25 protein-coding genes are annotated in these 24,493 nt (G+C 63.9%); 14 read left to right on the plus strand and 11 right to left on the minus strand.

Going from position 1 to position 24,493, the window contains the following annotated elements; translation table 11 throughout:
• Positions 1 to 13: 13 nt before the first annotated feature.
• The 3 genes from NFJ07_RS18585 to NFJ07_RS18595 all read left to right on the plus strand — a co-directional run bounded on the left by NFJ07_RS18585 (position 14) and on the right by NFJ07_RS18595 (position 2,269).
• Complete coding sequence (locus NFJ07_RS18585) at positions 14 to 1,048, plus strand: aldo/keto reductase (protein WP_269996598.1); 1,035 nt, start codon at positions 14 to 16, stop codon at positions 1,046 to 1,048.
• A 52-nt stretch (positions 1,049 to 1,100) separates the two neighbouring features.
• Positions 1,101 to 1,496 carry an RNA-binding S4 domain-containing protein gene (locus tag NFJ07_RS18590; RefSeq protein ID WP_236813437.1) on the plus strand — a complete coding sequence of 132 codons (396 nt, stop codon included), beginning with the start codon at positions 1,101 to 1,103 and terminating at the stop codon, positions 1,494 to 1,496.
• A gap of 155 nt (positions 1,497 to 1,651) precedes the next feature.
• A complete protein-coding gene (locus NFJ07_RS18595; RefSeq protein ID WP_269996602.1) occupies positions 1,652 to 2,269 on the plus strand; it encodes a uracil-DNA glycosylase in 618 nt (205 codons plus the stop codon).
• 13 nt (positions 2,270 to 2,282) lie between these two features.
• On the opposite strand, the gene NFJ07_RS18600 is transcribed toward NFJ07_RS18595, so the two are convergent.
• Positions 2,283 to 3,287: a glycosyltransferase family 4 protein gene (locus tag NFJ07_RS18600; RefSeq protein ID WP_269996604.1), complete on the minus strand. Its 1,005-nt coding sequence runs from the start codon at positions 3,285 to 3,287 to the stop codon at positions 2,283 to 2,285.
• A 154-nt stretch (positions 3,288 to 3,441) separates the two neighbouring features.
• Here NFJ07_RS18600 and NFJ07_RS18605 point away from each other — a divergent pair, with 154 nt between their 5' ends.
• The gene (locus tag NFJ07_RS18605; RefSeq protein WP_269996605.1) at positions 3,442 to 3,948 is read left to right on the plus strand and encodes a DUF1772 domain-containing protein; all 507 of its coding nucleotides are present in this window, start codon (positions 3,442 to 3,444) and stop codon (positions 3,946 to 3,948) included.
• 15 nt (positions 3,949 to 3,963) lie between these two features.
• On the opposite strand, the gene NFJ07_RS18610 is transcribed toward NFJ07_RS18605, so the two are convergent.
• Positions 3,964 to 4,581, minus strand: a complete 618-nt coding sequence (locus NFJ07_RS18610; RefSeq protein ID WP_269996607.1) for a hypothetical protein — start codon at positions 4,579 to 4,581, stop codon at positions 3,964 to 3,966.
• A gap of 410 nt (positions 4,582 to 4,991) precedes the next feature.
• Between NFJ07_RS18610 and NFJ07_RS18615 the strand changes: the two genes are divergently transcribed.
• The 5 genes from NFJ07_RS18615 to NFJ07_RS18635 all read left to right on the plus strand — a co-directional run bounded on the left by NFJ07_RS18615 (position 4,992) and on the right by NFJ07_RS18635 (position 10,722).
• The gene (locus tag NFJ07_RS18615) at positions 4,992 to 5,663 is read left to right on the plus strand and encodes a FadR/GntR family transcriptional regulator (RefSeq protein ID WP_269996750.1); all 672 of its coding nucleotides are present in this window, start codon (positions 4,992 to 4,994) and stop codon (positions 5,661 to 5,663) included.
• 20 nt (positions 5,664 to 5,683) lie between these two features.
• Positions 5,684 to 6,709, plus strand: a complete 1,026-nt coding sequence (locus NFJ07_RS18620) for an asparaginase (RefSeq protein WP_442865369.1) — start codon at positions 5,684 to 5,686, stop codon at positions 6,707 to 6,709.
• 68 nt (positions 6,710 to 6,777) lie between these two features.
• On the plus strand, positions 6,778 to 8,202 hold the full coding sequence (aspA, locus tag NFJ07_RS18625; protein WP_269996609.1) for an aspartate ammonia-lyase: 1,425 nt from the start codon (positions 6,778 to 6,780) through the stop codon (positions 8,200 to 8,202).
• Positions 8,203 to 8,337: 135 nt separating this feature from the next.
• Positions 8,338 to 9,855 carry an amino acid permease gene (locus NFJ07_RS18630; RefSeq protein ID WP_269996611.1) on the plus strand — a complete coding sequence of 506 codons (1,518 nt, stop codon included), beginning with the start codon at positions 8,338 to 8,340 and terminating at the stop codon, positions 9,853 to 9,855.
• A 195-nt stretch (positions 9,856 to 10,050) separates the two neighbouring features.
• Positions 10,051 to 10,722: a FadR/GntR family transcriptional regulator gene (locus NFJ07_RS18635; RefSeq protein ID WP_269996613.1), complete on the plus strand. Its 672-nt coding sequence runs from the start codon at positions 10,051 to 10,053 to the stop codon at positions 10,720 to 10,722.
• Here NFJ07_RS18635 and NFJ07_RS18640 read toward each other — a convergent pair.
• The 8 genes from NFJ07_RS18640 to NFJ07_RS18675 all read right to left on the minus strand — a co-directional run bounded on the left by NFJ07_RS18640 (position 10,719) and on the right by NFJ07_RS18675 (position 18,736).
• Positions 10,719 to 11,570 (minus strand): amidohydrolase family protein, encoded by an 852-nt coding sequence (locus NFJ07_RS18640; protein WP_269996615.1) that lies wholly within the window; start codon positions 11,568 to 11,570, stop codon positions 10,719 to 10,721. The genes NFJ07_RS18635 and NFJ07_RS18640 overlap by 4 nt on opposite strands.
• On the minus strand, positions 11,567 to 12,520 hold the full coding sequence (locus tag NFJ07_RS18645) for an aldo/keto reductase (RefSeq protein ID WP_269996617.1): 954 nt from the start codon (positions 12,518 to 12,520) through the stop codon (positions 11,567 to 11,569). The genes NFJ07_RS18640 and NFJ07_RS18645 overlap by 4 nt, the downstream gene beginning before the upstream one ends.
• Positions 12,517 to 12,831, minus strand: a complete 315-nt coding sequence (locus NFJ07_RS18650; RefSeq protein WP_269996619.1) for an L-rhamnose mutarotase — start codon at positions 12,829 to 12,831, stop codon at positions 12,517 to 12,519. The genes NFJ07_RS18645 and NFJ07_RS18650 overlap by 4 nt, the downstream gene beginning before the upstream one ends.
• Before the next feature lies 1 nt (position 12,832).
• Positions 12,833 to 14,116 carry an alpha-L-fucosidase gene (locus tag NFJ07_RS18655; protein ID WP_269996621.1) on the minus strand — a complete coding sequence of 428 codons (1,284 nt, stop codon included), beginning with the start codon at positions 14,114 to 14,116 and terminating at the stop codon, positions 12,833 to 12,835.
• Between the two features lie 64 nt (positions 14,117 to 14,180).
• Positions 14,181 to 14,975, minus strand: a complete 795-nt coding sequence (locus NFJ07_RS18660; RefSeq protein WP_269996623.1) for a carbohydrate ABC transporter permease — start codon at positions 14,973 to 14,975, stop codon at positions 14,181 to 14,183.
• Between the two features lie 97 nt (positions 14,976 to 15,072).
• Complete coding sequence (locus tag NFJ07_RS18665) at positions 15,073 to 16,044, minus strand: carbohydrate ABC transporter permease (RefSeq protein WP_269996625.1); 972 nt, start codon at positions 16,042 to 16,044, stop codon at positions 15,073 to 15,075.
• 73 nt (positions 16,045 to 16,117) lie between these two features.
• Positions 16,118 to 17,368, minus strand: a complete 1,251-nt coding sequence (locus NFJ07_RS18670; RefSeq protein ID WP_269996627.1) for an ABC transporter substrate-binding protein — start codon at positions 17,366 to 17,368, stop codon at positions 16,118 to 16,120.
• A 42-nt stretch (positions 17,369 to 17,410) separates the two neighbouring features.
• Positions 17,411 to 18,736 (minus strand): L-fuconate dehydratase, encoded by a 1,326-nt coding sequence (locus NFJ07_RS18675; protein WP_269996629.1) that lies wholly within the window; start codon positions 18,734 to 18,736, stop codon positions 17,411 to 17,413.
• Between the two features lie 144 nt (positions 18,737 to 18,880).
• On the opposite strand from NFJ07_RS18675, the gene NFJ07_RS18680 reads away from it, so the two are divergent.
• From NFJ07_RS18680 to NFJ07_RS18700, 5 genes are all read left to right on the plus strand, one after another.
• Entirely contained in the window at positions 18,881 to 19,792 is a 912-nt protein-coding gene (locus tag NFJ07_RS18680) for a fumarylacetoacetate hydrolase family protein (RefSeq protein WP_269996631.1), read from the plus strand.
• Positions 19,789 to 20,538, plus strand: coding sequence for an SDR family NAD(P)-dependent oxidoreductase (locus NFJ07_RS18685; protein WP_269996633.1), 750 nt, complete (start codon positions 19,789 to 19,791; stop codon positions 20,536 to 20,538). Before NFJ07_RS18680 ends, NFJ07_RS18685 begins: the two co-directional genes overlap by 4 nt.
• A gap of 94 nt (positions 20,539 to 20,632) precedes the next feature.
• A complete protein-coding gene (locus NFJ07_RS18690) occupies positions 20,633 to 21,958 on the plus strand; it encodes an ATP-binding protein (RefSeq protein ID WP_269996635.1) in 1,326 nt (441 codons plus the stop codon).
• 79 nt (positions 21,959 to 22,037) lie between these two features.
• On the plus strand, positions 22,038 to 22,697 hold the full coding sequence (locus tag NFJ07_RS18695; RefSeq protein WP_269996637.1) for a transmembrane-type terpene cyclase: 660 nt from the start codon (positions 22,038 to 22,040) through the stop codon (positions 22,695 to 22,697).
• Positions 22,698 to 22,700: 3 nt separating this feature from the next.
• The gene (locus tag NFJ07_RS18700) at positions 22,701 to 23,948 is read left to right on the plus strand and encodes a low temperature requirement protein A (RefSeq protein WP_269996640.1); all 1,248 of its coding nucleotides are present in this window, start codon (positions 22,701 to 22,703) and stop codon (positions 23,946 to 23,948) included.
• A gap of 162 nt (positions 23,949 to 24,110) precedes the next feature.
• Here NFJ07_RS18700 and NFJ07_RS18705 read toward each other — a convergent pair whose 3' ends face one another.
• Positions 24,111 to 24,317, minus strand: coding sequence for a DUF7336 domain-containing protein (locus NFJ07_RS18705; RefSeq protein ID WP_269996642.1), 207 nt, complete (start codon positions 24,315 to 24,317; stop codon positions 24,111 to 24,113).
• Positions 24,318 to 24,493 lie beyond the last annotated feature (176 nt).

Raw genomic sequence — 24,493 nt, forward strand, 5'->3', positions numbered from 1 at the left:
GAGGAAGCCGGAGATGAGCCTCAGCGAGCTTCGAAGCCTGGGACGCACAGGCGCCCTGATCAGCCCCCTTACCCTGGGAACCCTTAACCTTGGGACGGGCTCGGCGCCCACCGGCGCCGAGGAAAGCATCCGCGTTGTCCATGCGGCCCTCGACGCCGGCATCACCAGCGTCGATACCGCAGACATCTATTCGCAAGGCGAGGCAGAGGCCATTGTGGGTCGTGCCCTCCATGGCAGGCGGGATGACGTTTTCCTTTCCACCAAGTTCCACGGACAAATGGGGCCGAATCCCGCGCACGCTGGGAATTCCCGGCGCTGGATCATGAAAGCGGTCGAAGGCAGCCTGCACCGTTTGCAGACGGACAGGATCGACCTTTACCAGGCGCACCGTCCGGACTACAACACCGACGTCCTGGAAACCATCACGGCCCTCAACGACCTCATCCGGCAGGGCAAGATCCTCTACTACGGAACGTCGGTGTTCACGCCGTCGCAGCTTGTGGAGGCACAGTGGATCGCCATCACGAACCACCTCATACCGCCAGTGGTGGATCAGGTCCCCTATTCCTTGCTGGTCCGCGCGAATGAGCGCGACGTCTTCGCGATCACGCAGCAGTACAACCTTGGCGTGCTCAGCTATGGACCGCTCGACGGCGGCTGGCTCTCCGGGAACTACCGCGTGGGAGTTCCCCAGCCCGCAAGCTCCCGCGCGTCGGCCGTTCCCGGACGCTTCGACGTCTCGGCACCTTTCAACAGGAACAAACTCCTGGCAGCCGATGCCTTGGCCCGCGTCGCCGAACTGCATGGACTCACCCTCATCCAGCTTGCAGTCGGCTTCGCCCTGAATCATCCGGCCGTCAGCAGCGTGGTTATCGGTCCACGAACGGAGGACCATCTGGTCGACTACCTCAAAGCAGCGGATGTTGTCCTCAACGAAGCCGTCCTGGACGCCATTGACGACATCGTCGCGCCCGGCACCAACTTCCTGGAGCGGGACGCAGGGACCGTCGTCCCGCACCTTGAATACGCGGAACTTCGACGCCGGTAATCGGCTTTGCGGACAACGGCCCAGGCCGCGCCGACTATACTCGTTCGCAATCATGACTAGCCTTCCGACCTCCGCCCAAACATCAAAAACCGGCAACGTGCGCATTGACGCCTGGCTCTGGGCCATCCGCGCTTACAAGACCCGTTCCGCAGCCACAACCGCTTGCAGGGCTGGACATGTGCGAATCAACGGGAACCCGGTCAAGGCCTCGCAGTCCGTGATTATCGGCGACACCATCCGAGTCCGGCAGCCAGGCTTCGAGCGCATCCTTGAGGTCCGCAGGCTCATTGCCAAAAGGGTGGGGGCCGAAGCAGCATCCCACTGCTTCACCGACCACACTCCGGAGCGCCCCGCCGCACCGGCCCTCGGCCTACCGCAGCGCGATCGCGGCGCAGGACGGCCCACCAAGAAGGACCGGCGCGATATGCAGAAGCTCAAGGGACAGTAGCCGAACCCGAAAGGCGCGGCGGGAAGCTCGCCGCGCGGCCCGTCGTCGGGCAGTTTTATCCCTCGGCTCTGCAGGAGCGTGAGCGACGCGTAAGGTGACGGCGTAAAGTGGCAAGGGACGCCGATTCTGGACGCCGCGCTGCCGAAGGAGAGAACGTGACCATTGACTGGGACGAAAAAAGGGCCTTGCTACAGGAGCCCAACATTGCTGCCGTGACGCAGCTGTGCGACGAACTGATGGCCAAAAGGCCCGGTTCTTCCGTGCCTTACATCGATCCGGTGCATGACGAAGATGAGTGCCGGATCGTCACCCTCCAGACCAGCCCGGGGCGGGCCCCCACCTCGGGCTTCGTATCGCACCTCAACGACGACGACGCCGCCCGACGTGCGCAGCTGATTTATGACTCCGCCGACTTGGACGTCCGCTACGTCATGCCGTGGAACTGCTACCCCTGGGTCCGCGACCCCGAACTGCCGCCGGCACTGAGCGCACAGGAGAAGACCGACGGGCTCCGCCCGTTCCGCCAGTTCCTCAAGATCAACAAGAGGGTCTCCGCCGTCGTCGCGCATGGCGCGGAGGCCGCAGCCTTCCTGGCGCTCTATGAGAAGACCTACCACTCGCCGCTCCGGCAGCACGGGATCAAGGTCTACAAGGCCAGCGCGCTCGGTGGACGGGCGTTTGCCCTGTCCGAGGCGAAGCAGCAGGAACTCCTGGCCAAGAACATCGAAACCTACAGGGACGCCATGCAGCGGGCAGGCATCCAGCACCTATAAGGCGGGGAAGCCCTCACGCCGCCGTGACGGCGCGAAGGACCTCCCGTGCCGTGTCTTCCCATCGCGGCAACCGCCCGCTGGCTGCCGCGGCTGCGTCCCACCACCCCTTCCGTAGGGCAGGGTCGCCAAGCCACATCCGAAGGAGTTTCTCCAACGATCCGATTCCCGCGGTGAGATCGATCGCTTCACCGGCACCGTGGGCGCCGAGCGCTTCGACGGCGCCGGTTCCTTTGCGGACCACTGCCGGTATGCCGTGAGCCAGGGACTCCTGGACCACCATGCCGAAGGACTCCGAGTGTGAGATCAACAGACTGAGATCAGCACCGAGCCACTGCTCCTCCAAGGCCGAGCCGGAAAGCTCACCAGTTACTTCCACCCGCTTCTCGAGTCCGTTCCGGAGGATGCGCTCTTGCACGGCCGCCGCGTACGAGGGGTCTGCTTTTGTGGAGCCCACAAGCGCAGCGGTCCACGCCAGGTCCTTGATCCGTTCCAGAGCATCGACAAAGAAGATCTGGTCCTTATTGGGGAGTAGGGCGCCCACCATAATGAAATGCGGTGCCGCCGCAGCCCCTCGTGGACTTGGGCGTGCTTTCGATGGGAGATCTACACCCGGAGTCGCCAGGTGCACGTTGCTCAGGCCCAATCGATTAGCTGCTTCGGCGGTACGGGAACCAGTGCAGAGAAGACCTGTCGCGGCGCGGAGCGCCCTCGTTTCCACTGGATCCTCCCCTGAAGGGGGCACGTGGAGTAACACCCAGACACGGCGCCCGGCAGAGGTCGCGGCCTCGATTCCCGTGGGCACGCCGGCGGCAATCAGGCCGTCGACAATGTAGATGGGCAGATCGCCTCCGGCAAGCGCACCGGCAAAGCGACTCCGGTCTCCGGCAGTTCCCGAAGGCCAGTCGCCGTCGAGCTTGCAGACCGAGACCTCTGCGCCCAGGGCGCGGAGGGCTTCAGCCAGCCTCGCGTTGTAGATACTTCCCCCGGAACGATGGCGCACATTTGCAGGCAAAATCATACGGATCCTGACCAAGGGCTGCTCCTCCATCTTGCCGCTCATTTGGCCTCACGGCTCAACGACGCAATCCATGGTGCTGACCATATAGCCCGGGCGGCTGGCGTGGAAGGCGGACTCCACGTCCAACGCTGAGCATCGGCGGTAGATTGTGGGCATGGGACAGACTTCTTCAGACCGTCGGGATGTGTTTGCTGATTGGCTCTTGGGTGTCGCGGAGTTCACCCACGCGCACTGGTTCTTCGGCAATCTCTACGAGGCCATCGTCAAAATCCCGGACCGGGTCGCGGCTTCGGAAGCGAGGCGCGAACTCCCTCGAACCCCCTTTGGAGCGGGAAGCCCCGGTCGCTACTACGCACCGATCGCGCCGCTCAGTGCCCCGGCCGCCGTCGCTGCCCTTATCGCCGGGTGGAAGCATTCCGACAGCAGGGCTTGGCTGATGGTGGGTGCCGCCAGCTCCGCTACGGGGGCGGCCGCTACGGCGTACCTGCTTCGGTCCGTCAACCCCAAGCTGTTCTTCAGCCCCCAGCCGCTCGACGAGTCGCGCCGCAGGCCCCTGTTGAAGCGGTGGTACAGGGTCCACGCCCTCAGGCTCACGGCCAGCGCAGTTGCCTTGGCCGCCATCCACCAAGCCCGGACGATCCGGCTCAGAAGCCACGGATAAGGCCCGCAGGTACCACTACGGCAATTGAGGGAAATGCTGGCGGTTCCTGATCCGCGATTCGCCGAACGCAACCGCCACTGTTCCAATTTCCCACGGTCCGCGGCCCCTGTGCATTGGCCTGCCCACAGCCACATGGGGTACCCAGCGAGGCGAGCGGAATCCAAGGGCGGGGGAGCTGAGGATGAAGTCGTCGATGTTGTCGACAAGCAGTTCATCCAGGAGTTCATGGAGGGCGTGCACGAGGGAGACCTGAAAGTCACGCACCGAGACGGGTACGTCTACTTCCAGTCCGCACACTCCGCCGCTGCCCAGGACGATCAGCCTTTCGGCACTGCCGGAAAAGGCGTCCAGCACCGGCAGACCCTCGAGCCACGCAACAGTCCTGAGCAGGGCTGACTCTGCGCTGGTGTTGCCTTTGGTCCAATCGGCCACGTCCCGGCAAAAGTCATCCAGGACGCCCAGGTGCAACAGCGTCATGTGCAATCCCCGCGGCCTACGCAGGGCAAACACGTAGCGCGCCAACTCCTCATAGTCTGAAGGCCCTGCCCCGATGCCGAGGACCGGCACCTCCACCGTGATGGGCGGTGCTGTTGGTGTCGTTGAATCCCATCCCCCGCGCGGACGGTTGGCCATGGATGCAATTATGCTCCGGCAGCAGTTCGTTCGCCTCACGAATGCCGCTTCGAAATCCTCCTACCGTCGCCAATCGGCTCGATGCCGGAGTAATTTTCGCCAGGGTAGTCATAACAATTAAGGCTGTGCCCGGATTTGCCCCTAGAAATCAACCCACTTGCCGCCATGAGCGCATCAGACAATTAAATCTGGGGCATCCAGCATTTAAGTCGAGGGCCCACCCGGCAAGCCGGCGAATCTTGACACCGCCCTGTGACCCGTGCCATATTCGTAGAGTGAACCTGTCAGACAGCCGGACAGCCGGACAGGCCGCCACTGGACAGCCAGCCGTCAGCCAGAAAGCTGCGGCTGGCCAGCGCACCGCCACAAGCGGCGCCGTCCCCCGGCCGGTCCAAGCGCCCAGGCCATCAATCCCCCGGCCCCTCGCCCGCTTCAGTGCTGCGGAAGCCGTGTTCAGCGCCATCCGTCAGGAGATCGAGGACGGAACCGTGGAAGTGGGGGCCAAACTCAGCTCTGAAGCCACGTTGGCCGCGCAGTACGGGGTGAGCCGCTCGGTCATCCGTGAGGCGCTCCGCTCCTGCACTGCGCTCGGGCTAACGGTCACCAAGACCGGTAAAGGCACGTTCGTCGTCGCGGACCGGGTGGCCAATGACCTCACACTCGGCCAGTACTCGGCACGCGACCTCAACGAGGCACGACCCCATATCGAAGTCCCGGCAGCCGGCCTGGCCGCGAAACGCCGCAGCCCGGAAGAACTTGAACACCTCAAGGAAATCGTCGGGTCAATGGCCGCCGAGACCGACCCTGAGACCTGGGTCAGCCTCGACGCCAGTTTCCATTCTGCCATCGCCCGCGCAAGCGGCAACAAGGTCTTCGAAAGCGTTGTCGCAGACATCCGCGAAGCCCTGGCCCACCAATCCGAAACCTTGAACATGGTGGCCGACCGCCAACATGTTTCAGACGATGAACACCTCCGCATCGTCGAAGCCATCGAATCCGGCGACGCCCCAGCCGCCGAAGCCGCCATGGCCGACCATCTCAGCGCTGTCAGCGTTGCGTTGGACACCATCCTCAGCAAATGATCCACCAACTGAAGGAAGTCATGCCCACCCCGCATGCAACGCGCACCGCTATGCCCGTAACCACCCCGGCGGCAACCATTCCAACAACCCCGCGCCACGTCCCGCTCGCGGAACAGACCCGCGACGGCCTGGTCGAGAGCATCCACTACGGCTCCCTTATCGCCGTCGGGCCGGACGGCGAAACACTCCTCGAAGCGGGCGAGCCCGACGCCGCGTTCTACCCGCGGTCCTCCCTCAAACCGCTGCAGGCGGTCGCCATGGTCCGTGCGGGACTCAAGCTTCCGGAGAACCTCCTCGCCCTCACCGCCGCGAGCCACTCCGGCGCTGCGATGCACCTCGACGGCGCCGCACGCATCCTCGAAATGCACGGCCTGGACAAGACCGCGCTGGAGAACAGCACCGACCTCCCCTACGGCACCGCCGAGCGCGAAGCATGGCTCCGCGCCGGCGGCAAGCCAACGCAACTCGCACAGAACTGTTCCGGCAAGCACGCGTCCATGGCCGCCACGTGCGTAATCAACGGCTGGCCTGTCCAGGGTTACCTGCACCCCGAACATCCCCTCCAGATGCTCGTGAAGGACACCATCACCGAGCTCACGGGCGAAGACGCCGCCGCCGTCAGCACGGACGGTTGCGGCACCCCGCTCTTTGCCCACAGCCTGCACGGCATGGCCCGGGCCTATGGCCGTATGGCGGCGGCGGACAGCACGGAACCAGAGGGTCAAGTAGCCCACGCCATGCGCGCTTTCCCCGAGATGGTGGCCGGCGAGGGTCGCGACGTCACAGCGATCATGCGTACCGTTCCCGGGCTGCTCGCCAAGGACGGCTTCGAAGGCCTCCAGCTCATCGGGCTGCGGAATGGCACCGGCGTCGCCATCAAGATCTCCGACGGCGGCGATCGCGCCCGCATGCCCGTCACCGTCCGCGTCCTTGAAGAACTAGGGCTCGACGGCGGCCAGCTCGCCACGCTCGCCAGCCCGCCCGTGTTGGGCGGCGGCCACCCTGTCGGCGTGCTGCGTGCCGCGAACTTCCTCGCATCCAACTGACTTCGCATCCAACTGACTTCGCATCCAACTGACGTAGCCAAACAAGCACAGAAGACCAAAGGACAGCAATGACATCTGCCGTGCACTCCACGACAATTCCAGGGTTCCGTTCGGAACACGATCTCCTCGGTGACCGCGACGTCCCTGCTGATGCCTACTGGGGCGTGCACACGCTGCGTGCCATCGAGAACTTCCCCATCACCGGCCACCCGTTGGCCAGCAACGCCAACCTCGTCAAGGGCCTCGCCGCAGTCAAGCTCGCCGCTGCCCGCACCAACCGCGAGCTCGGCCTCCTGGACGACGAACGCGCAGACGCGATCGGGCAGGCCTGCCAGGACATCTTGGACGGCAAGCTCCACGAGCAGTTCATGGTGGACGTCATCCAGGGCGGAGCCGGCACCAGCTCCAACATGAACGCCAACGAGGTCATTGCCAACCGGGCCCTTGAAATCCTTGGCCACCCCAAGGGCGACTACGCCAGGCTGCACCCAAACGACCACGTCAACTTGAGCCAGTCCACCAACGACGTCTACCCCACCGCCGTCAACCTGGCCACCATTTTCTCGGTCCAGGGCCTTCTGGAGGCTCTTCAGGAACTCCAGGTGGCGTTCGCGGAAAAGGGCCAGGAATTCCGTACGGTGGTCAAGATGGGCCGCACGCAGTTGCAGGACGCCGTCCCCATGACCCTCGGCCAGGAATTCGGCGGCTACGCCGTGACTGTGGGCGAGGACCGGGCGCGACTGGCCGAGTCCCAGCTGCTCATCCACGAGATCAACCTTGGCGCCACCGCCATCGGAACCGGCCTGAACGCCCCCGTTGGATACGCCGCAGCAGCATGCCGGCACCTGGCCGAGATCACCGGCCTGCCCTTGGTCACGTCTGTTGACCTCATCGAGGCCACCCAGGACGTGGGCGCGTTCGTCCACCTCTCGGGTGTGCTCAAGCGCGTCGCCGTCAAGCTTTCCAAGATTTGCAACGACCTCCGCTTGCTGTCCTCCGGACCGCGTGCGGGATTGGGCGAGATCAACCTCCCGGCTGTGCAGTCGGGATCGTCCATCATGCCAGGCAAGATCAATCCGGTGATCCCGGAAGTGGTCAGCCAAGTGGCCTATGAAGTCATCGGCAACGATGTCACTGTCACCATGGCAGCCGAAGCCGGACAGCTCCAGCTGAACGCCTTCGAGCCGATTATCGTCCACAGCCTCCACAAGAGCATCTCCCACCTGGAAGCCGCGTGCCGCACACTCACGTCGCGCTGCATCCGGGGCATCACCGCGAACACCGAACGCCTGCGCCTCACAGTAGAGCAGTCGATCGGACTCGTCACGGCCCTCAATCCGCACATCGGCTACGCCTCCGCCACTGCCATCGCCCAAGAAGCGCTGGCAAGCGGCAAGGGTGTCGCCGAGCTCGTTCTCGAACACGGATTGCTGACCTCGGCGCAGCTCGATGAGCTCCTCCGCCCCGAACGCCTGGCCAACCTCAGCAACTAGGCTGAGCCGAGCAGAACGTCCGACGACGGCGGCGCCCACCAGCCGCCGTCGGGCCTGCCCCCGGACAGACAGCCCGGACAGACAGGCCGGACGGCGAGATCCGGACCCCCAACAGGACACCCCCTAAGGATTCCCATGACCAATGCACCCATCACGGACCACACGGTCCCGCCACAGGCGCACTCCACTGAAAAGCTCCTCCACGCTGAGGACAAGGGCTATCACAAAAGCCTGAAGCCGCGTCAGATCCAGATGATCGCGATCGGCGGTGCCATCGGCACCGGCCTGTTCCTGGGTGCCGGCGGCCGCCTCAACGCTGCGGGCCCCTCCCTCGTCATCGCGTACGCGGTCTGCGGCTTCTTCGCGTTCCTGATCCTGCGCGCCCTCGGCGAACTCGTGCTGCACCGCCCGTCGTCGGGCTCCTTCGTCTCCTACGCCCGCGAGTTCTTCGGCGAGAAGGCTGCGTTCGTTTCCGGCTGGTTCTACTGGATCAACTGGGCCACCACCACCATCGTGGACACCACCGCCGCAGCCCTTTACATGAACTTCTTCGGCAAATATGTCCCTTGGATCGGAGTCGTCCCGCAGTGGGCCTGGGCACTGATCGCACTTCTCGTGGTGCTTTGCCTGAACCTGGTCTCGGTCAAGGTCTTCGGCGAAATGGAGTTCTACTTCGCCCTGATCAAGGTGGCTGCCCTGGCGGCGTTCCTGGTGATCGGCACGTACTTCGTCATCTTCGGCACGCCGGTACCGGGCCAGGAAGTGGGCTTTAGCCTCCTCAATGACCACGGCGGGATCTTCCCCACCGGCATGCTGCCCATGATCATGCTTATGCAGGGCGTGCTGTTCGCCTACGCCTCGATCGAGCTCGTGGGTACCGCCGCGGGCGAAACGGAGAACCCCGAGAAGATCATGCCCAAGGCCATCAACTCCGTGGTCTTCCGCATCGCCGTCTTCTACGTCGGTTCCGTCATCCTGCTGGCGCTGCTGCTGCCGTACACTTCCTACGTCAAGGGTGTCAGTCCGTTTGTGACCTTCTTCGGCCACATCGGCGTGCAGGGCGTGGACGTGATCATGAACCTCGTGGTCCTCACCGCTGCCCTGTCCTCCCTGAACGCCGGCCTGTACTCCACCGGCCGCATCCTGCGCTCCATGTCCGTGGCCGGGTCCGCTCCGAAGTTCGCGCAGCGCATGAACAAGGCCGGTGTCCCCTACGGCGGCATCGCCATCACGGCCGGCGTCTCCCTGCTCGGCGTCCCGCTGAACTACCTCGTACCGTCCGACGCCTTCGAGATCGTCCTGAACGTCGCTTCCGTGGGCATCATCGTCACGTGGGCCACGATCGTCCTGTGCCAGATGCAGCTCAAGCGCTGGGCGGACAAGGGCTGGCTGAAACGTCCGTCCTTCCGGATGTTCGGCGCCCCCTACACCGGTTACCTCTCGCTGCTGTTCCTCGTCGGCGTGCTGGTGATGGTGTTCATCGACTCCCCGCTCACCATGCTGGTCACGGCCATCGCCTGTGCGCTCATTGTGGTTGGTTGGTACATGTGCCGTAAGCAAATCCACGAGATCGCCGCAGCCCGGGACGGTTTCACCGGCAGCTCCCCCGTGATAGCCAACCTGCCGGTTGCCGGTTCAGAGGACAAGATCTAGCTCTTCCGTGCTGCCCAAGCACAAAGTGCCCGACGGCGGCACCTGAGGTTCCGTTCGCGCGGGACCCGGGTGCCGCCGTCGTGCGTTAGGTCCCCCGCTGACTCGCATTTGTTGTCGTTCTAGGCCCTCATAACGACAACAAATGCGAGTCAGTTGGGTGCCAAACATCGGATCATTCGCCGTTAGGATGTAGCCATGGCTGTCACAGATGAAGCGATCGGCAAGATCAAGGACATGCTGATCCGCGGCGAACTCAAGGCCGGGGACCGCCTCCCGCCGGAGAAGGAACTGAGTGAGCGGCTCGGCCTCTCCCGTAGTTCCCTGCGCGAAGCCGTCAAGGCCCTTGAGCTCATCCGGGTCCTGGACGTCCGGCGTGGGGACGGCACTTACGTCACCAGCCTTGACGCCAAGTTGCTCAACGAGGCCGTGGCGTTCGTCGTTGATCTGCATCAGGACCGTTCCATCCTGGAACTCTTTGAGGTCCGACGAATCCTGGAGCCCGCCACCGCATTCATCGCCACGGGCAAGATCACTCCCAACGCCCTCACGGCCCTGCGCGCCACGATGGACGGCATTGACGAGAACACCGACGTGGAAGAGCTCGTGGCCCACGACCTCGAATTCCACGGCATCATCACCCAGGCCGCCGGCAACGACTACCTCGCAGGCCTGCTCGAAGCCCTCTCCAGCAGCACCGTCCGGGCACGCATTTGGCGCGGCTTGACCCAGGAAAAAGCCGTGGCGCACACCCTCGCCGAACACAAGGCCATCGCGGAAGCGTTGGAACGCGGCGACGCCGAGCTGGTCCGGGCGCTCGTTACAGTCCACATCAGCGGCGTCGAGAGCTGGTTGCGCCAGGCGCTCTAGCTCGCGCCGGCGCCTCGCTCTTGAAGCCCATACGTCCGCACCGCCGTCGCTTCAAGGAAGTCCTGGCGCTCCGCTGAAGTGAGCTCCCCGGCGAGTCCCAGAAGCACTTCCAGGGTGCGTCCGTACGGTGCACCCAAGGTACTGACGGGCCAATCGCCCCCGATCATGAGCCGTCCAGGACCGAAAGCCTCCAGCGCCTCGTCCCACAGCGGACGCAAAGCCTCGGCCGTGTACGGGACGCCCGGCACAGACAGACCGGACACCTTCGCCACCGTGTTGGGCAGCTCAGCCAGGGCCCGGAAGTCCGCACGCCACGAGGCCATTGCGGAAGCATTGGCCAGCGGCGGCTTCCCGAGATGGTCCAGCACAATGGTCAGCTCGGGCAGGTCCCGGGCCAGCTGGACCGTACGCCCAAGGTGCCTCGGAAAGGCGTCCGGGACATCGAACACCAATCCATGGCTGGCAAGCCTGCTCAAGGAATCGCGGACTGCGGGCAACTCGAGGAAGTCGTCCCGAGGATCGTCGTGAACCAAGTGCCGCACGCCCCGGAAAGCGGGGTTCCCAAGGAACCGTTGCAGCTCTTTCTCCGCCGCTGCGGGCTTGTCGAGGGGAATCCAGCCCACGACGCCGAGTACCCAGGAGTTGCGGTCGGCGACAGCGAGCATGGACTCGGTATCCGCCACGGTGTCGTCAGCCTGGACGAGCACCACTCCCCCGACACCCGCCGCATCCAGGGTTTCCCAGGCCTCGGCCTCGCCGTAGCTGCGGAACAGTCCGCCGTGCTGCGGCCCGAGCCACGCATAGGAGTGCGGTCCGAGGTCCCACAGGTGCAGGTGGGAATCAATCACCCGGGCACACCTGCCAAAGCCGCCCACAGCTCTTCGGGCACGTCCTCATTCATCCGCGCGACGTTGGCGGTGATCTGTTCGGGACTGCTGGCCCCGACCGTCACGTTCACAACGGCCGGGTGTCGCAGGCTGAACTGGAGGGCCGCCGTCGGGAGCTCCACCCCGAAGTCCCGGCACACGCCGGCGAGCGCCCGTGCACGCTCCACCAGTGCGCGCGGGGCACGCGCATAGTTGTAGTGCGCGTCCTCCGGGACTTCTGGGCGCGCCAGCAGCCCGGAATTGAACACGCCCACGTTCACGACGCCGGTGCCGCGCGCCACGCAGCGGTCCAGGAAGGGAACGCCGGGCTGCTCAAGCAAGGTGTACCGGCCGGCGAGCATCACGAGGTCCAGATCCGCCGCTTCGACGCATTCGAGTGCGGCTTCTGCCGAGTTCGTCCCGACGCCGATCGCCTTCACCACGCCGTCCGCACGCAGCTTTTCCAAGGCCGGCAGCGCTTCGCCAATTCCCTTGGCGAGGTCGTGGACATCCGGATCGTGCAGGTAGGCGATGTCCACGTGGTCCAGGCCGAGGCGTTCGAGTGATTCCTCGATGCTCCGGCGGATGCCTGCTTCGGAAAAGTCCCACTGGCGTTTGCTCGTTGCCGGGACGTCGAAGCCTTCGTCGTCCATCGCGTTGGCTCCCGCCGCATTCGGTACCAGCAGCCGGCCCACTTTGGTGGACACGGTGAACTCGCTGCGCGGCTTCTCCCGCAGTGTCGCACCAAGCCTGCGCTCGGACAGGCCCAAGCCGTAGTGCGGGGCGGTGTCGAAGTAGCGGACCCCGGCATCCCAGGCCGCGTTGACAGCGGCGGCGGCCTGGGCGTCCGGCATGGCACGGTACAGGTTGCCGATGCCAGCGGCGCCGAAGCCGAGCTTACCCAATTGGTCATCCCACAGCGCGCCGCTCATGCCAGCTCCCATACCAACGGGATGCCCGAGTCATTGCCCGAATAGTCATCCTGGACGTCCAGAAGCTCCGCCATGCGGGCTTGCCACGGGACATTGGCCGGATGGTTCGCGAGCGCCCGGCGCATGGCTTCATAGTCCGCCACCTCAACCAGATGGAAGAGATCCTGGCCGCTCCGCCAGATCCGCCAATTGCCCACGCCGGCCTCGTTCAGGGCAGCGACAAGCTCGGCGGGGATCCCCGCATGGGCATCCGCATAGTCCTGCTCGGCACCCGGCTTGAGCCGGGTGTGCAGGGCAATGGTTTCCGGCACGCTACACCCCGAGCTTCAGGAAGAGTTCGACGACGGGCACCGCCACGTCCGGTCGCTGGACGGGCAGCTTCAGTGTCAGGGTACCTGCTGGCTGCCCTCCAGGCGTGGTGTTGATTGCTTCCCGGTCCGGTGCGATCTCCAGCATCGCGACTTCGGAGGCGTCGTTGAGCAGCTGGGCGTATTCCACCTTGCCGGCGAGTTCGGGAAGGTGGACGTATTCGAACGGCCACGCAAACAAGTGCACGTAGAGGCGGTCACCGCGGCGCGTGTACCGGGCATCGGCAGGCGGAGTCCAGGCCGCAGGGCCTGCCCCGTAGATGGACCGGGAGTGCAGTTTCATCCAGTCGCCGATGCCGCGGAGCGATTCCACAGCCCGGGGATCGAAATTTCCGCGGCCAGTGGGGCCGACGTTGAGGAGCAGGTTTCCGTCCTTGGACACTCCATCCACGAGCATGCGCACCAGCAAATCCACGGACTTGTAGTCCAGGTTGTCCCGGTCATAGCCCCAGCTGCCGTTCAGGGTCTGGCATGCCTCCCAAGGCACCTCGACGCCGTCCACCACCATTGGCCCGGAAGGCTGGTACTGCTCGGGCGTGGCGAAGTCGCCGGGAATGTCCAGGCGGTCGTTGACGATGATGCCCGGCTGAAGTTCCCGGACCATCTTCAAGAGTTCCACGGAACCCCACGCCTCGCGGCCTTTGCCGCCCCAAATGTCCTTGTGGTCCTCGCTGGTGTAGGAGAAGTCGAAGAAGAGGTAATCGATCTGGCCGTAATTGCTCAGCAGCTCGCGCACCTGGCCATGGAGGTATTCGCGGTAGCGGGCCATGTCGCGGTCCTCGTTGAGCTTTTCGGCCTCGGGGTTTTCCCGTTCGGGGTGGAACCCGTCGATGGTGAAATCCGGGTGGTGCCAGTCAATGAGTGAATGGTAGAAACCCACCTTCAGGCCGAATTCCCGCAGTGCCTCGACGTACTGGGCCACCAGGTCTTGCCCGGACGGCGTCTTGGTGGATTTGTAATCGGTGAGTGCCGAATCCCAGAGGCAGAAGCCCTCGTGGTGCTTGGTGGTCAGCACCACGTACTTCATGCCGGCATCCTTCGCGGCACAGGCCCATTCCCGCGGATCGTAGAGATCCGGGTTGAAGTGCTGGAAGTACTTCTCATATTCCCCGGCAGGAATGCGTTCGCGGTTCATGACCCACTCGTGGCGGGCTGGCAGGGCGTACAAGCCCCAGTGGACGAACATGCCGAACCGGGACTCCGTGAACCAAGGTGCTTGGGCGATCATTGGCGGTACTCCTTCAAAGTTGTTGCGGGTCTTTGGGTTGTTGTGCGTTGTGGTCCAAGTGGGGTTAGCGTCCGCCAAAGCCGCTCGTGACGATGCCTTTGACGAGGTGTTTCTGCAGGAGGATCAGCAGAAGAAGGGTGGGCGCCATGGAAATCACCGAGGCGGCCATGACCAGGTGCCACTGATTGCCCTGTTGGCCGAAGAACATCTGCAGCCCCAGCGGGATGGTGCCGAGGTTGTTGACGTCATTGATCACCACCAACGGCCACAGGAACGAGTTCCAGTAGCTGATGAAACTGAACACGGCCAGCACGGCCATCGTGGGCCTGGCAAGCGGAAGCATGACCAACAGGAAGGTCCTCAGGGTTCCCGCGCCGTCCACCCTAGCCGCATCGTCGAGTTCTTGGGGTACGCCAAGGAAGAACTGCCGGAGCAGGAATGCGCCGAATGCCGTGAATGCCCAGGGCACAATGAGTGCCTGGAAAGTGTTCACCCACCCCACCTTCTGCATCATGACGAACATCGGGACAATCAGGACCTCTTGGGGAATCATCAGCGTTGCTAGGAACACCATGAACACCAGGTTCCTTCCCCGCCAGCGCTGCCGGGAGAACGCGTAACCGGAGAAAGCCGAAACCACCAAGGTGAGTGCCGTTCCAGCGGCCGAAACCAACAGGCCGTTGCCCATGAAGCGCAGGAACGGCATGTAATTCAGGGCCTCCTGATAGTTCTGCCAGCGGAATTCCGAACCGAACAGTTTCGGCGGAACGCTGAAGATCTCAGCAGGGGGTTTGAACGATGTGGCAAACATGTAGATCAGCGGGGACAAGAAGAGAAGGGCGATAAGGCAAAGGATCACGTAGCCAATAGCGGGCCGGATTCTTGCGGTCCATCGTCTTCCGGGCACTCTGGAGCCAAGGGGACGGGCGGTGAGGGGGCGTATCCGGCTGGTCGTCTCAAGCATCGTAGTGGACCCACTTCTTTTGTCCGAGGAACTGGACTACCGTCACGCCCAGGATGATGACGAACAGGATCCAAGCGGCCGCGGATGCCAGGCCTAGCTGGTGGAACTGGAAGCCCTGGTTGTAGATGTACAGGACGATCGTCGAGGTGGACGAGCCGGGTCCTCCCTTGGTGAGGATGAACGGCTGGGCGAAGACCTGGAAGGAGGTAATGAGGGTCATCATCGTCCCGAAGAAGATGGACGGCGAAATGAGCTTGAGCTTGATCCGCCAGAAGATGGTCCACGCGTTGGCGCCATCGATTGCCGCCGCCTCGGTGAGGTTCTCAGGGACGGCGTCCAAGGCGGCCGAGAACACCAGCATGTTGTAGCCGAACCCCTGCCATACGCTCATGACGACAATGGCCATCATTGCCCAGTGTTCGTCTCCGAGGAAGTTTGGCGCTGAAACTCCCGTGGTGCTTTGGAGGGTGCCGTCGATGAATCCACCGGGTTGGTACAGCATCCGCCAGACGACGACGTTGGCCACCACGGGGGTGATCGAAGGAATGAAGAAGATGACCCGGAAGATGTGGCGGCCTTTGATGCGCGGAGTCAACCACGCGGCAAGGCCCAGGGAAACAACCAGGTTCAGGGGCACATAGAGCACCACAAACAGTACGGTGTTCGCAACAACCTGCCCGAAGATGGGATCGCTGAACAGCCGCTGGTAGTTGCCCAGGCCAAGGAAACTCGGGGTTCCCAGAAGCGGCCAGCGGAAGAGGCTGATGACGAGGGAAACAACGATCGGGAGCAGCGTGAAGATGGCGAGGCCGAGCCCATGCGGCAGGGCGAAGGCCGGTCCCCACATCGTCCTCCGGCCGAGCTGGGCATCAGGCTCTGCCTTCACCTTCGTTTTCGCCTTCCCGAGGGAGATGGTTGCCGCGACTTCCGAACGCGGCGACTTTGTGGGCTTGAGTAGTGTCATTTCTCATTCCTTTGCGAAGAGTGCGTGCCTGCCCGGCGGTTGGTCAGGAACTGCCGGGCAGGCACCACACTGATCATCGGGGCAGCTGGGCCGCAATGTCTTTCATGACATCGGCTGCGCTCTGCTGTCCGTTGATGGATTTGACGAGGTACTGATTGAAAAGCTGGCCCAGTTGGTCGCTGTTGGTGTTGCTTGGCATGGGCACTGCCGTGGCTTCGGCGCTCTTAAGGGTCTCCGCGACTCCCGGAATGCCGGCATTGTCAACCCACTTTGTCTGCTGGGCGGTGCGTGCGGCCAGTGCGCGCCCTGCTGCTGCCAGATCCCCCAGAACCTTGTCGCCGGTCATTTCCTTGAGGGCGGCAAATGCCTTGTCCGGAGTGGCGCATTGCTTGGAGATGCCCCAGCCTGAGCCGGCGCTGAAAGTCTTCCCGCCGCCCGGGCCGGCGGGAAGGGTGGTGACGCCGACTTTGAACTTGGCTTTGCCCTTGACGTCCAGCAGGGACCACGGGCCGTCAATACTCATGGCGGTATTGCCGGCCAGGAACTCATTGGCGCTGAACGCCGGATCGCCACCGGGCAGCTGCGGGGAGACCTTCTCTTTGTTTGTCAGGTCGGAGACCCACTGGAGTCCCTGGGCAAAGGTCGGATCGCTTGCGTCCATGGTGCCGTCTTCCTTGAGGACGCGCCCGCCGTTGTAGGCGAGGACCTGCGACTCAATCAGGAGGTCGGAGGTGTTGGGCGCGATGGCATGCTTGCCGCCGGCGGACAGCTTCTTCGCGGCGGCCACGAACTCATCGGCCGTCCAGCCTGCCTTGGGGACGGGCACGCCTGCGGCGTCGAACATGTCCTTGTTGTAGAACATCATCACCGGGCCCACGTCATAGGGCAGGGCGTACAGATTGTTGTCGGCGCTGAGCCCCTTGATCATGGAAGGGTCGAAGGCGCTCAGGTCCAGGTTGTTCTTCTTCACCAGGTCATCGAGCGGGAGCATGCCGTCTTTGAGCTGCGCTGTCCGCAGGCTCTGGACCGCCACCAGGCACGGGGCCGTATTCGAGCTGAGCTGGGTGCTCATCTTGGTGAAGTAGTCCTGGAAAGTAGAACCCTGCAGGGTGATCTTCACATCTCCCAGGGTATTGCTGACATCATCGGCAACCTTCTCCCAGTTCTTCTGGTCTTCCGTGCCGCCGACCCACATGGCCCAGGTCATGGCGGTCTTGCCGTCTGCGGTACTGCCGGAAGAGCTGCCCCCGCAGCCAGTGAGTCCAATCAGGCCTAGTGCCAAGGCACCAGCCACCAACGCTTCTTTGCGCATATCTTTCACCACGTGCTTTCAGTAGGGAACTGTGCTTTCGAGGAATTTCGAAGGTTATTGCCGGGGAGTCAAAGGATTGGATACCGCGGCCCACATCGGGCCGTCGGGAAAGCTGAAGTCGGCCAGTGTTCCGCCGACCATTTCACCGCCTGCCCCTGGTGCGGACGGAGGCCAGTAGCAGCCGTCGTGGACATCCACCGGGGTGACGAAGTGCTCGTGCAGGTGGTCGACGAATTCAATCATCCGACCATTCTTGTCGCCGGAAACTGCCACGAAATCGAACATCGACAAGTGCTGGACGGCCTCGCAGAGACCAACTCCGCCGGCATGCGGGCAGACACGGACGCCGAATTTCGCCGCAAGGAGGAGGATGGCGATGTTCTCGTTCACTCCCGCAACCCTCGCGGCGTCCAATTGCAAGACCTGCAGGGATCCGGCCTGCAGCATCTGCTTGAACATCACCCGGTTCTGGACATGCTCACCCGTAGCCACGGGAATCGGAGCCACGCCCCGGGCAATCGCGGCATGCCCGAGGACGTCATCGGGACTTGTGGGTTCCTCAATCCAGGCAATGTCATAGGGAGCCAAGTGCCCCATCCATTCAATGGCTTCCTGAACGTCCCAGCGTTGGTTCGCGTCCACAGCGATCTTGATATCCGGTCCCACTGCATCGCGGGCGGTGCGGACGCGCCTGATGTCGTCTTCCAGCGAGGCCCCCACCTTGAGCTTGATCTGCCCGAAACCGTCCGCAACGGCCTCCTTGGCCAGACGCACAAGTTTGTCGTCGCTGTAACCCAACCAGCCCGGCGTCGTGGTGTATGCGGGGTATCCCTCCGCAAGAAGCGCTGCCCTTCGGGCGGCGCGCCCCGGCTCCGCCATCCGTAATATTCCCAGCGCTTCTTCGTGAGTAAGCGCATCGCTGAGGTACCGGAAGTCCACGAGTGCCACGATCTCCTCCGGACTCATCCCGGAAAGCAGCTCCCAGAGAGGGAGCGCTGCCCGCTTGGCCTTGAGGTCCCAAAGCGCGTTGACGACGGCGCCGATCGCCATGTGCATCACGCCCTTTTCGGGGCCGAGCCAGCGGAGTTGGGAATCGTGGGCGAGGAGCTTCCATGTGCCGCCCATGTCGCCGAGCAGTTCCTCGACGTTGCGGCCCAGGATGTGGTGCCGAAGGGCCCCGATCGCCGCGGTCTCCACCTCGTTGCCGCGCCCGATGGTGAAAACGAAACCGTGGCCTTCATGACCGTCCCCGGCGTCGGTGCGGATCACCAGATATGCCGCCGAATAGTCCGGATCCGGATTCATGGCATCCGATCCGTCCAGTTCCTGGGAGGTGGGAAAGCGGATATCGAAGGTGTCCACCGCGGTGATGACGCTCATTGTGCTCCTTGCCTTACAGCAGCTCGTTTGCTGGGATGAGCGTAAACATCCGATGTCTGCATTGTCAATGGGTCACATTTCCGTATTATGGAGAGCAACAGCAGACTAGAGCTCGGATGTTAGAGCCAGAGCACGGAGGAATACATGAACATGAAATTCGCCCGGCTGGGCACTGCCGGAAATGAAAAGCCGGTTGTCATCGCCCAAGACGCCAACGGCACCGAAAAGTACTTCAGCCTTGACCCGCTGACGAAGGACATCAACGGAGAGTTCCTCGCCACGGACGGCATCGCACGCACCCGGGAAGCCCTTGCTGCGGGGAATCTGCCGGAGATTTCGGCCGAGGGGCTCCGGATCGGTGCGCCCATCGCCCGCCCCGGCTCGGTGGTCTGCATCGGCCTCAACTACACGGCCCACGCGGCCGAATCCGGAGCCACTCCGCCGGAATCGCCCGTGGTGTTCCTGAAGCCAAGCAACACGGTCAGTGGGCCGTTCGACGCCGCGCCCATCCCGCCGTCGTCGGAAAAGTACGACTGGGAGGTGGAACTCGGAATCGTCATCGGCCGCGAAGCGTCATACCTTTCCAGCACGGACGAGGCCGCGGACTGCATAGCGGGCTACGTCGTCGCCAACGACCTCTCCGAACGCTACTACCAACTGCCCGGAGCCGCGGGCCAGTGGACCAAAGGCAAGTCGCTTCCGCAGTCCACTCCCCTGGGCCCGTGGCTGGTTCCCGCGGATGAGCTCGACGCCGGCCACCTCGCGTTGCGCACCTGGGTCAATGGCGAGATCCGCCAATCCTCGGACACTTCGGACATGATCTTCGACGCCCTCACCGTGGTCCACCACCTCAGCCAATACATGGTCCTGGAGCCCGGCGACGTCATTCTCACTGGCACTCCGGAAGGCGTGGCGCTCTCCGGCCGCTTCCCGTACATCCAGCCCGGCGACGTGGTGGAGCTTGAGGTAGAAGGGCTCGGCCGCCAGCGCCAGGAGTTTTACCGGGCCCGCTCTGCCTCGCTTGCAGCAGTAGGCACGGACAAGGCCACGCGGTGAGCACCGAGTTCGAGGGACTCGTAGCGCTGGTCACCGGCGGTGCGTCGGGCATCGGCGCGGCTATCGCGGACCGGCTCGCCGCCGGCGGCGCGCAGGTTGCGGTACTCGACCTCAACCCGTCCGGGACCCCGCATTTCGGCGTCGAATGCAATGTGGCCGACGACGCCTCGGTGCGCGCCGCCGTCGACTCCGTTGCCCGGAAGTTCGGCCGCCTCGACGTCGTGGTCAACAACGCGGGGATCGGCGCCCAAGGGGACGTCTCGGCCAACGACGACGACGAATGGCACCGGGTGCTGGACATCAACGTGGTGGGCATCGCCCGCGTCAGCCGTGCGGCCCTGCCGTACTTGCGCGAATCACCGGCTGCGGCGATCGTCAACACGTGCTCCATCGCCGCGACGGCCGGCCTGCCGCAGCGGGCCTTGTATTCGGCGTCCAAGGGCGCCGTTTTGTCCCTGACGCTGGCCATGGCGGCCGACCATGTCCGCGAAGGGATCCGCGTTAATTGCGTCAACCCGGGCACGGTGGACACGCCGTGGGTGGGCAGACTGCTCGAATCCTCCGCCGATCCCGCCGCGGAACGCGCTGCGCTCAACGCCCGTCAGCCCCACGGCCGCCTCGTGGAAGCGTCCGAGGTGGCCGGCGCCGTCGCCTACCTCGCGAGCCCGCTGTCCGGCTCGACGTCGGGCACGTCCCTCGCGATCGACGGCGGCATGCAAGGCTTGCGGTTGCGCCCCGTGGGGTAGCAACGTAACGCAACGCCCGCGCAACCCCTCTCCACCACCGGTTCGCCTATGCTCAACACCAGGCAATCGATGGCGATCCACCAAGGAGCAGGGCATGAGCAATTGGCGTATCAGGGACTTCCACTCGTCGGACATGGACGGCATCCTGCACCTTTGGGAGTCGCTCAAAGCGGACAACGTGGAGCCGGTCTATGCGCTCTCCGAGGTCCTGGCCTCGTGCGAGAAGGACCACGCCGTGGTGGCGGTCCAGGGCGAGCAGGTGGTGGGTGCCGCCGTCGGACGTGCGGCCCATGACCAGGGCTGGATCGTTTTCCTGGCCACGCTGCCCGAGTTCCGCGGCCGCGGAATCGGCACCTCGCTGCTGGCCGCCGTCGAGAACCGGATGACCCCGCACGGCCTCAACAAGCTCTCGGCGCTCATGCCGGAGTCCGAGACCCGAGTGGAAGCCTTCCTGGGCCGCGGCTTCCTGCTCAAGCAAAACCTGCACTACTTCGAGCGGACCATCCCCGTGCAGCGCCAGGAGCTCGAGCCGCTGAGCCAGCTCGGCGGCCGCATCCTGGCCCGCGACCTGTGGGAAAACGTCGCCGGCATGCGCCGCGAAAAGGAACTGCTGGAACGCCGTCTGGTCCTTCCCCTGGCCGAGGCCGACCTCGCCGACGAGTACGGCGTGGTGCCGCCGCGCGCCGTCGTGCTCTTCGGTCCTCCCGGGACCGGCAAGACGACGTTCGCCAAGGCAATCGCGTCCCGGCTCGAGTGGCCGTTCGTGGAGGTGTTCCCCTCGCGGCTGGCCTCCGACCCCAAGGGCCTGGCCGGCGCGCTGCGCGAGACGTTCCTGGAAATCGCCGAACTGGAGCACGCCGTCGTGTTCATCGACGAGGTGGAGGAGATCGCGTCGCAGCGGTCCGGCGAGCCGCCGTCGCCGTTGCAGGGCGTCACCAACGAGCTCCTCAAGATCATCCCGGCCTTCCGCGAACAGCCCGGCCGCCTGCTGGTGTGCGCCACGAACTTCATCCGCGCCCTGGACACCGCCTTCCTGCGCCACGGCCGCTTCGACTATGTCATCCCCATCGGCCTGCCCGACGTCCACGCCCGCGAGGCCATGTGGCAGCGCTTCATCCCGGCCAGCGTGGTGGACTCGGTGGACGTGGCATTGCTCGTGTCGCGGACAGAAGGGTTCTCCCCCGCGGACATCGAGTACGCGGCACGCAGCGCCTCCCAGCGTGCTTTGGAAAAAGCCGTTTACACAGCCGGCGCTCCCGGAGCCTCCGGCGCTTCCGGGGGCGCCGCACCGGCGTCGAACGCTCGCAAGGGACCTGTCACGCAGGACTATCTCGACGCCATCGCCGATACCCGCACGACAGTCAGTGACGAAGTCCACCAAGGCTTCCTTGAGGACATCGACGTACTCGGCCGGGTTTAGAGCAACGCGGGGTCACTTACGGCCCATATTCGGGCCCGGAATGGGCGCTAAGTGACCCCGCGTTGCAGAAGGAGGAACCGTGAACCTGTTTCTGACAATCCTGAGCGGCGTCGCGTGGACGACGGTTTACATTTGCGCGATCCGGATCGGGTTTCGCGACAAGACGTACGCGATCCCGGCAGCGGCGCTGGGTCTGAACTTCGCGTGGGAGGTCATCTACTCGGTGCATTCGCTCAGCACGGGACTCTCCGTGCAGGGCGTCATCAACATTGCCTGGGCGTTGGCCGACGTCGTGATTGTGTACACCTTCCTTCGGTTTGGCCGGCGGGAACTCCCCGGGTTCGTCACGAGGCCGCTGTTCATCGGATGGGCGGTTCTGCTGGGCCTGGCATCCTTCGCAGTGCAGTGGCTGTTCATCGCCGAGTTCGATTGGGAACCCGCATCCCGCTACGCGGCTTTCCTGCAGAATCTCCTGATGTCCGGCCTGTTCATTGCCATGTTCGCGGCCCGGCGCGGCCTGCGAGGGCAATCCATGGTGATCGCCGTGGCGAAGTGGATCGGGACCCTCGCGCCCACCATCAGCTTCGGCATTCTCGAGAATTCACTGTTCATCCTGGGCATTGGCGTCCTGTGCAGCATCTTCGACCTGACGTACATTGGGCTGCTGTTGTGGGCCAAAAGGAACCCGGGGGCCCTCTCCCGGGACCGGGACTCGGGGGGCCTCCCGGCGGTATCCTGAACCATGTCCATGAATCCATTGCGCCATGCATTGTCGCGCATGGGCGGGCGCGATCCCCAGGAGCTGAATCGCACAGCCACGCCCCTGGAACTGTTCTTTGACTTGACGTTCGTTATCGCCTTTGGGGTTGCCGGTAGCCAGTTCGCGCACGAGCTGGCCGAGGCCCGTTTCGGCTCCGGGTTGATGGGCTTCACCTTCGCGATGTTCGCCGTCATGTGGGCCTGGATCAATTTCTCGTGGTTTGCCAGCGCCTACGACACTGACGACTGGGTTTTCCGGGTTGTCACCATGGTGCAGATGGTGGGTGTACTCATCCTTGCCATGGGCATCGAACCGATGTTCCAATCGCTCGACGAGGGCCACCGGGTGGACAACTCCACCATGGTGCTGGGTTACATCATCATGCGCTTGGCGTTGGTGTTCCAGTGGCTGCGTGCGGCGAAGCAGGATCCCGAGCGCCGACGAGCTTGCCTCACCTACGCGAAGTTCCTGGTGGTGGCGCAGATTGGCTGGGTGGTGGTGCTGATTGTCCACGCCGACATCCTGACGAATTTCCTCATGGCTGCCCCGCTCTTCCTGCTGGAAATGGCGACGCCGTACATCGCCGAGCGCAAAGCCAAGACGCCTTGGCACGCGCACCACATCGCGGAACGCTACGGGCTCCTGGCCATCATCGCCCTAGGCGAGTGCTTGATTGGAGCCATCGAAACCCTTAGGGCGATCGTGGCCCTGCACGGCTGGTCCGTTGATGCCGCTCTTGTGGGTCTCGGCGGTACCGGGCTGGCTTTTGGAATGTGGTGGATCTACTTCATCCTCCCGGCAGGCCACGCCCTGCATCACCAACGGCATCAGGCATTCGCCTTCGGATACGGCCACATGTTCATCTTTGGGTCGATCGCCGCCACGGGGGCAGGTCTGCATTTGGCCGCGTTCTTCATCGATCATGAGGCACAAATTAGTGCGACCGCCGTCGTGGCCAGCATCGCCGTCCCGGTGGCCCTGTTCGAGGCCTCCTTGACGTCCCTCTACAGCTACATGCTCGGCCTCGATCGGTCGATTATTGTGATGTCCGCGGCCGTGGCGGTGTTCCTCGCTGGCACCGTGGGGCTCGCAGCGCTCGGCGTCTCCGTTCCCCTCTGCATGATGGTGATTGTGGCGACGTTGGCTATCTCGATCGTGATCGATGAAAAGCGCGGGGCCGCGCGCCGGCAAGCAGCGCTGGAAAGGCTGAGGGCACACCCGGCCACCTAGGCGGGTTCGCGGGTCTGGGCACGGGACCGCAGTACCGGAACGCAGCGGACGGCCCACACCCACGAAGTCGCCGCGCGAGGTCGGTACAGTTCGCACCGCCACAATGCCGAAGTCGTTAGCAGCACGGTCAACGGCCGTGACCCAGACCGGGGATTGGCGAGGTTATCGGTCGCCGGGGCCGAAACTCATGTGTCCGGGTCCCCTGTTGTAGCGGTATCCGATCTCATAGCGGGAGTAAATGACACCCCTGGCGTACTCAAGTTTGATTTTCCCGGCGAACTCTTCCGCCTCGTCTTGAGATGCGAAGACGCCAAGCACGGCATTGAAGGATTCCTCTTCATCATGTTGGACTATCCACACCGCAGCCATGCTGACAGGGTACCCAAAACTTGAGCGCCTTGGCCTTCCTAGTAAGACTCGACGGTCTTCCGCGGACCATCTTTCGCACAGCAAATAGCAAGGCCATCAAAGGCAACTGAAAACCCAGGTGTGGGACTAACTAAGCCGTAAGCCCCAGGAGCTAAATAGCCACACGTCAACAGGCA

The sequence above is a fragment of the Arthrobacter sp. B2a2-09 genome (genome assembly GCF_027587375.1).
In the GTDB taxonomy this organism is placed as follows: Bacteria; Actinomycetota; Actinomycetes; order Actinomycetales; family Micrococcaceae; genus Arthrobacter.

Coding starts and splice junctions, on each gene's coding strand:
- NFJ07_RS18585 (WP_269996598.1), top strand. CDS start 14: ATGAGCCTCAGCGAGCTTCGAAGCCTGGGACGCACAGGCGCCCTGATC.
- NFJ07_RS18590 (WP_236813437.1), top strand. CDS start 1,101: ATGACTAGCCTTCCGACCTCCGCCCAAACATCAAAAACCGGCAACGTG.
- NFJ07_RS18600 (WP_269996604.1), bottom strand. CDS start 3,287: ATGATTTTGCCTGCAAATGTGCGCCATCGTTCCGGGGGAAGTATCTAC.
- NFJ07_RS18605 (WP_269996605.1), top strand. CDS start 3,442: ATGGGACAGACTTCTTCAGACCGTCGGGATGTGTTTGCTGATTGGCTC.
- NFJ07_RS18610 (WP_269996607.1), bottom strand. CDS start 4,581: ATGGCCAACCGTCCGCGCGGGGGATGGGATTCAACGACACCAACAGCA.
- NFJ07_RS18620 (WP_442865369.1), top strand. CDS start 5,684: ATGCCCACCCCGCATGCAACGCGCACCGCTATGCCCGTAACCACCCCG.
- aspA (WP_269996609.1), top strand. CDS start 6,778: ATGACATCTGCCGTGCACTCCACGACAATTCCAGGGTTCCGTTCGGAA.
- NFJ07_RS18630 (WP_269996611.1), top strand. CDS start 8,338: ATGACCAATGCACCCATCACGGACCACACGGTCCCGCCACAGGCGCAC.
- NFJ07_RS18635 (WP_269996613.1), top strand. CDS start 10,051: ATGGCTGTCACAGATGAAGCGATCGGCAAGATCAAGGACATGCTGATC.
- NFJ07_RS18645 (WP_269996617.1), bottom strand. CDS start 12,520: ATGAGCGGCGCGCTGTGGGATGACCAATTGGGTAAGCTCGGCTTCGGC.
- NFJ07_RS18655 (WP_269996621.1), bottom strand. CDS start 14,116: ATGATCGCCCAAGCACCTTGGTTCACGGAGTCCCGGTTCGGCATGTTC.
- NFJ07_RS18665 (WP_269996625.1), bottom strand. CDS start 16,044: ATGACACTACTCAAGCCCACAAAGTCGCCGCGTTCGGAAGTCGCGGCA.
- NFJ07_RS18675 (WP_269996629.1), bottom strand. CDS start 18,736: ATGAGCGTCATCACCGCGGTGGACACCTTCGATATCCGCTTTCCCACC.
- NFJ07_RS18680 (WP_269996631.1), top strand. CDS start 18,881: ATGAACATGAAATTCGCCCGGCTGGGCACTGCCGGAAATGAAAAGCCG.
- NFJ07_RS18690 (WP_269996635.1), top strand. CDS start 20,633: ATGAGCAATTGGCGTATCAGGGACTTCCACTCGTCGGACATGGACGGC.
- NFJ07_RS18700 (WP_269996640.1), top strand. CDS start 22,701: ATGTCCATGAATCCATTGCGCCATGCATTGTCGCGCATGGGCGGGCGC.
- NFJ07_RS18705 (WP_269996642.1), bottom strand. CDS start 24,317: ATGGCTGCGGTGTGGATAGTCCAACATGATGAAGAGGAATCCTTCAAT.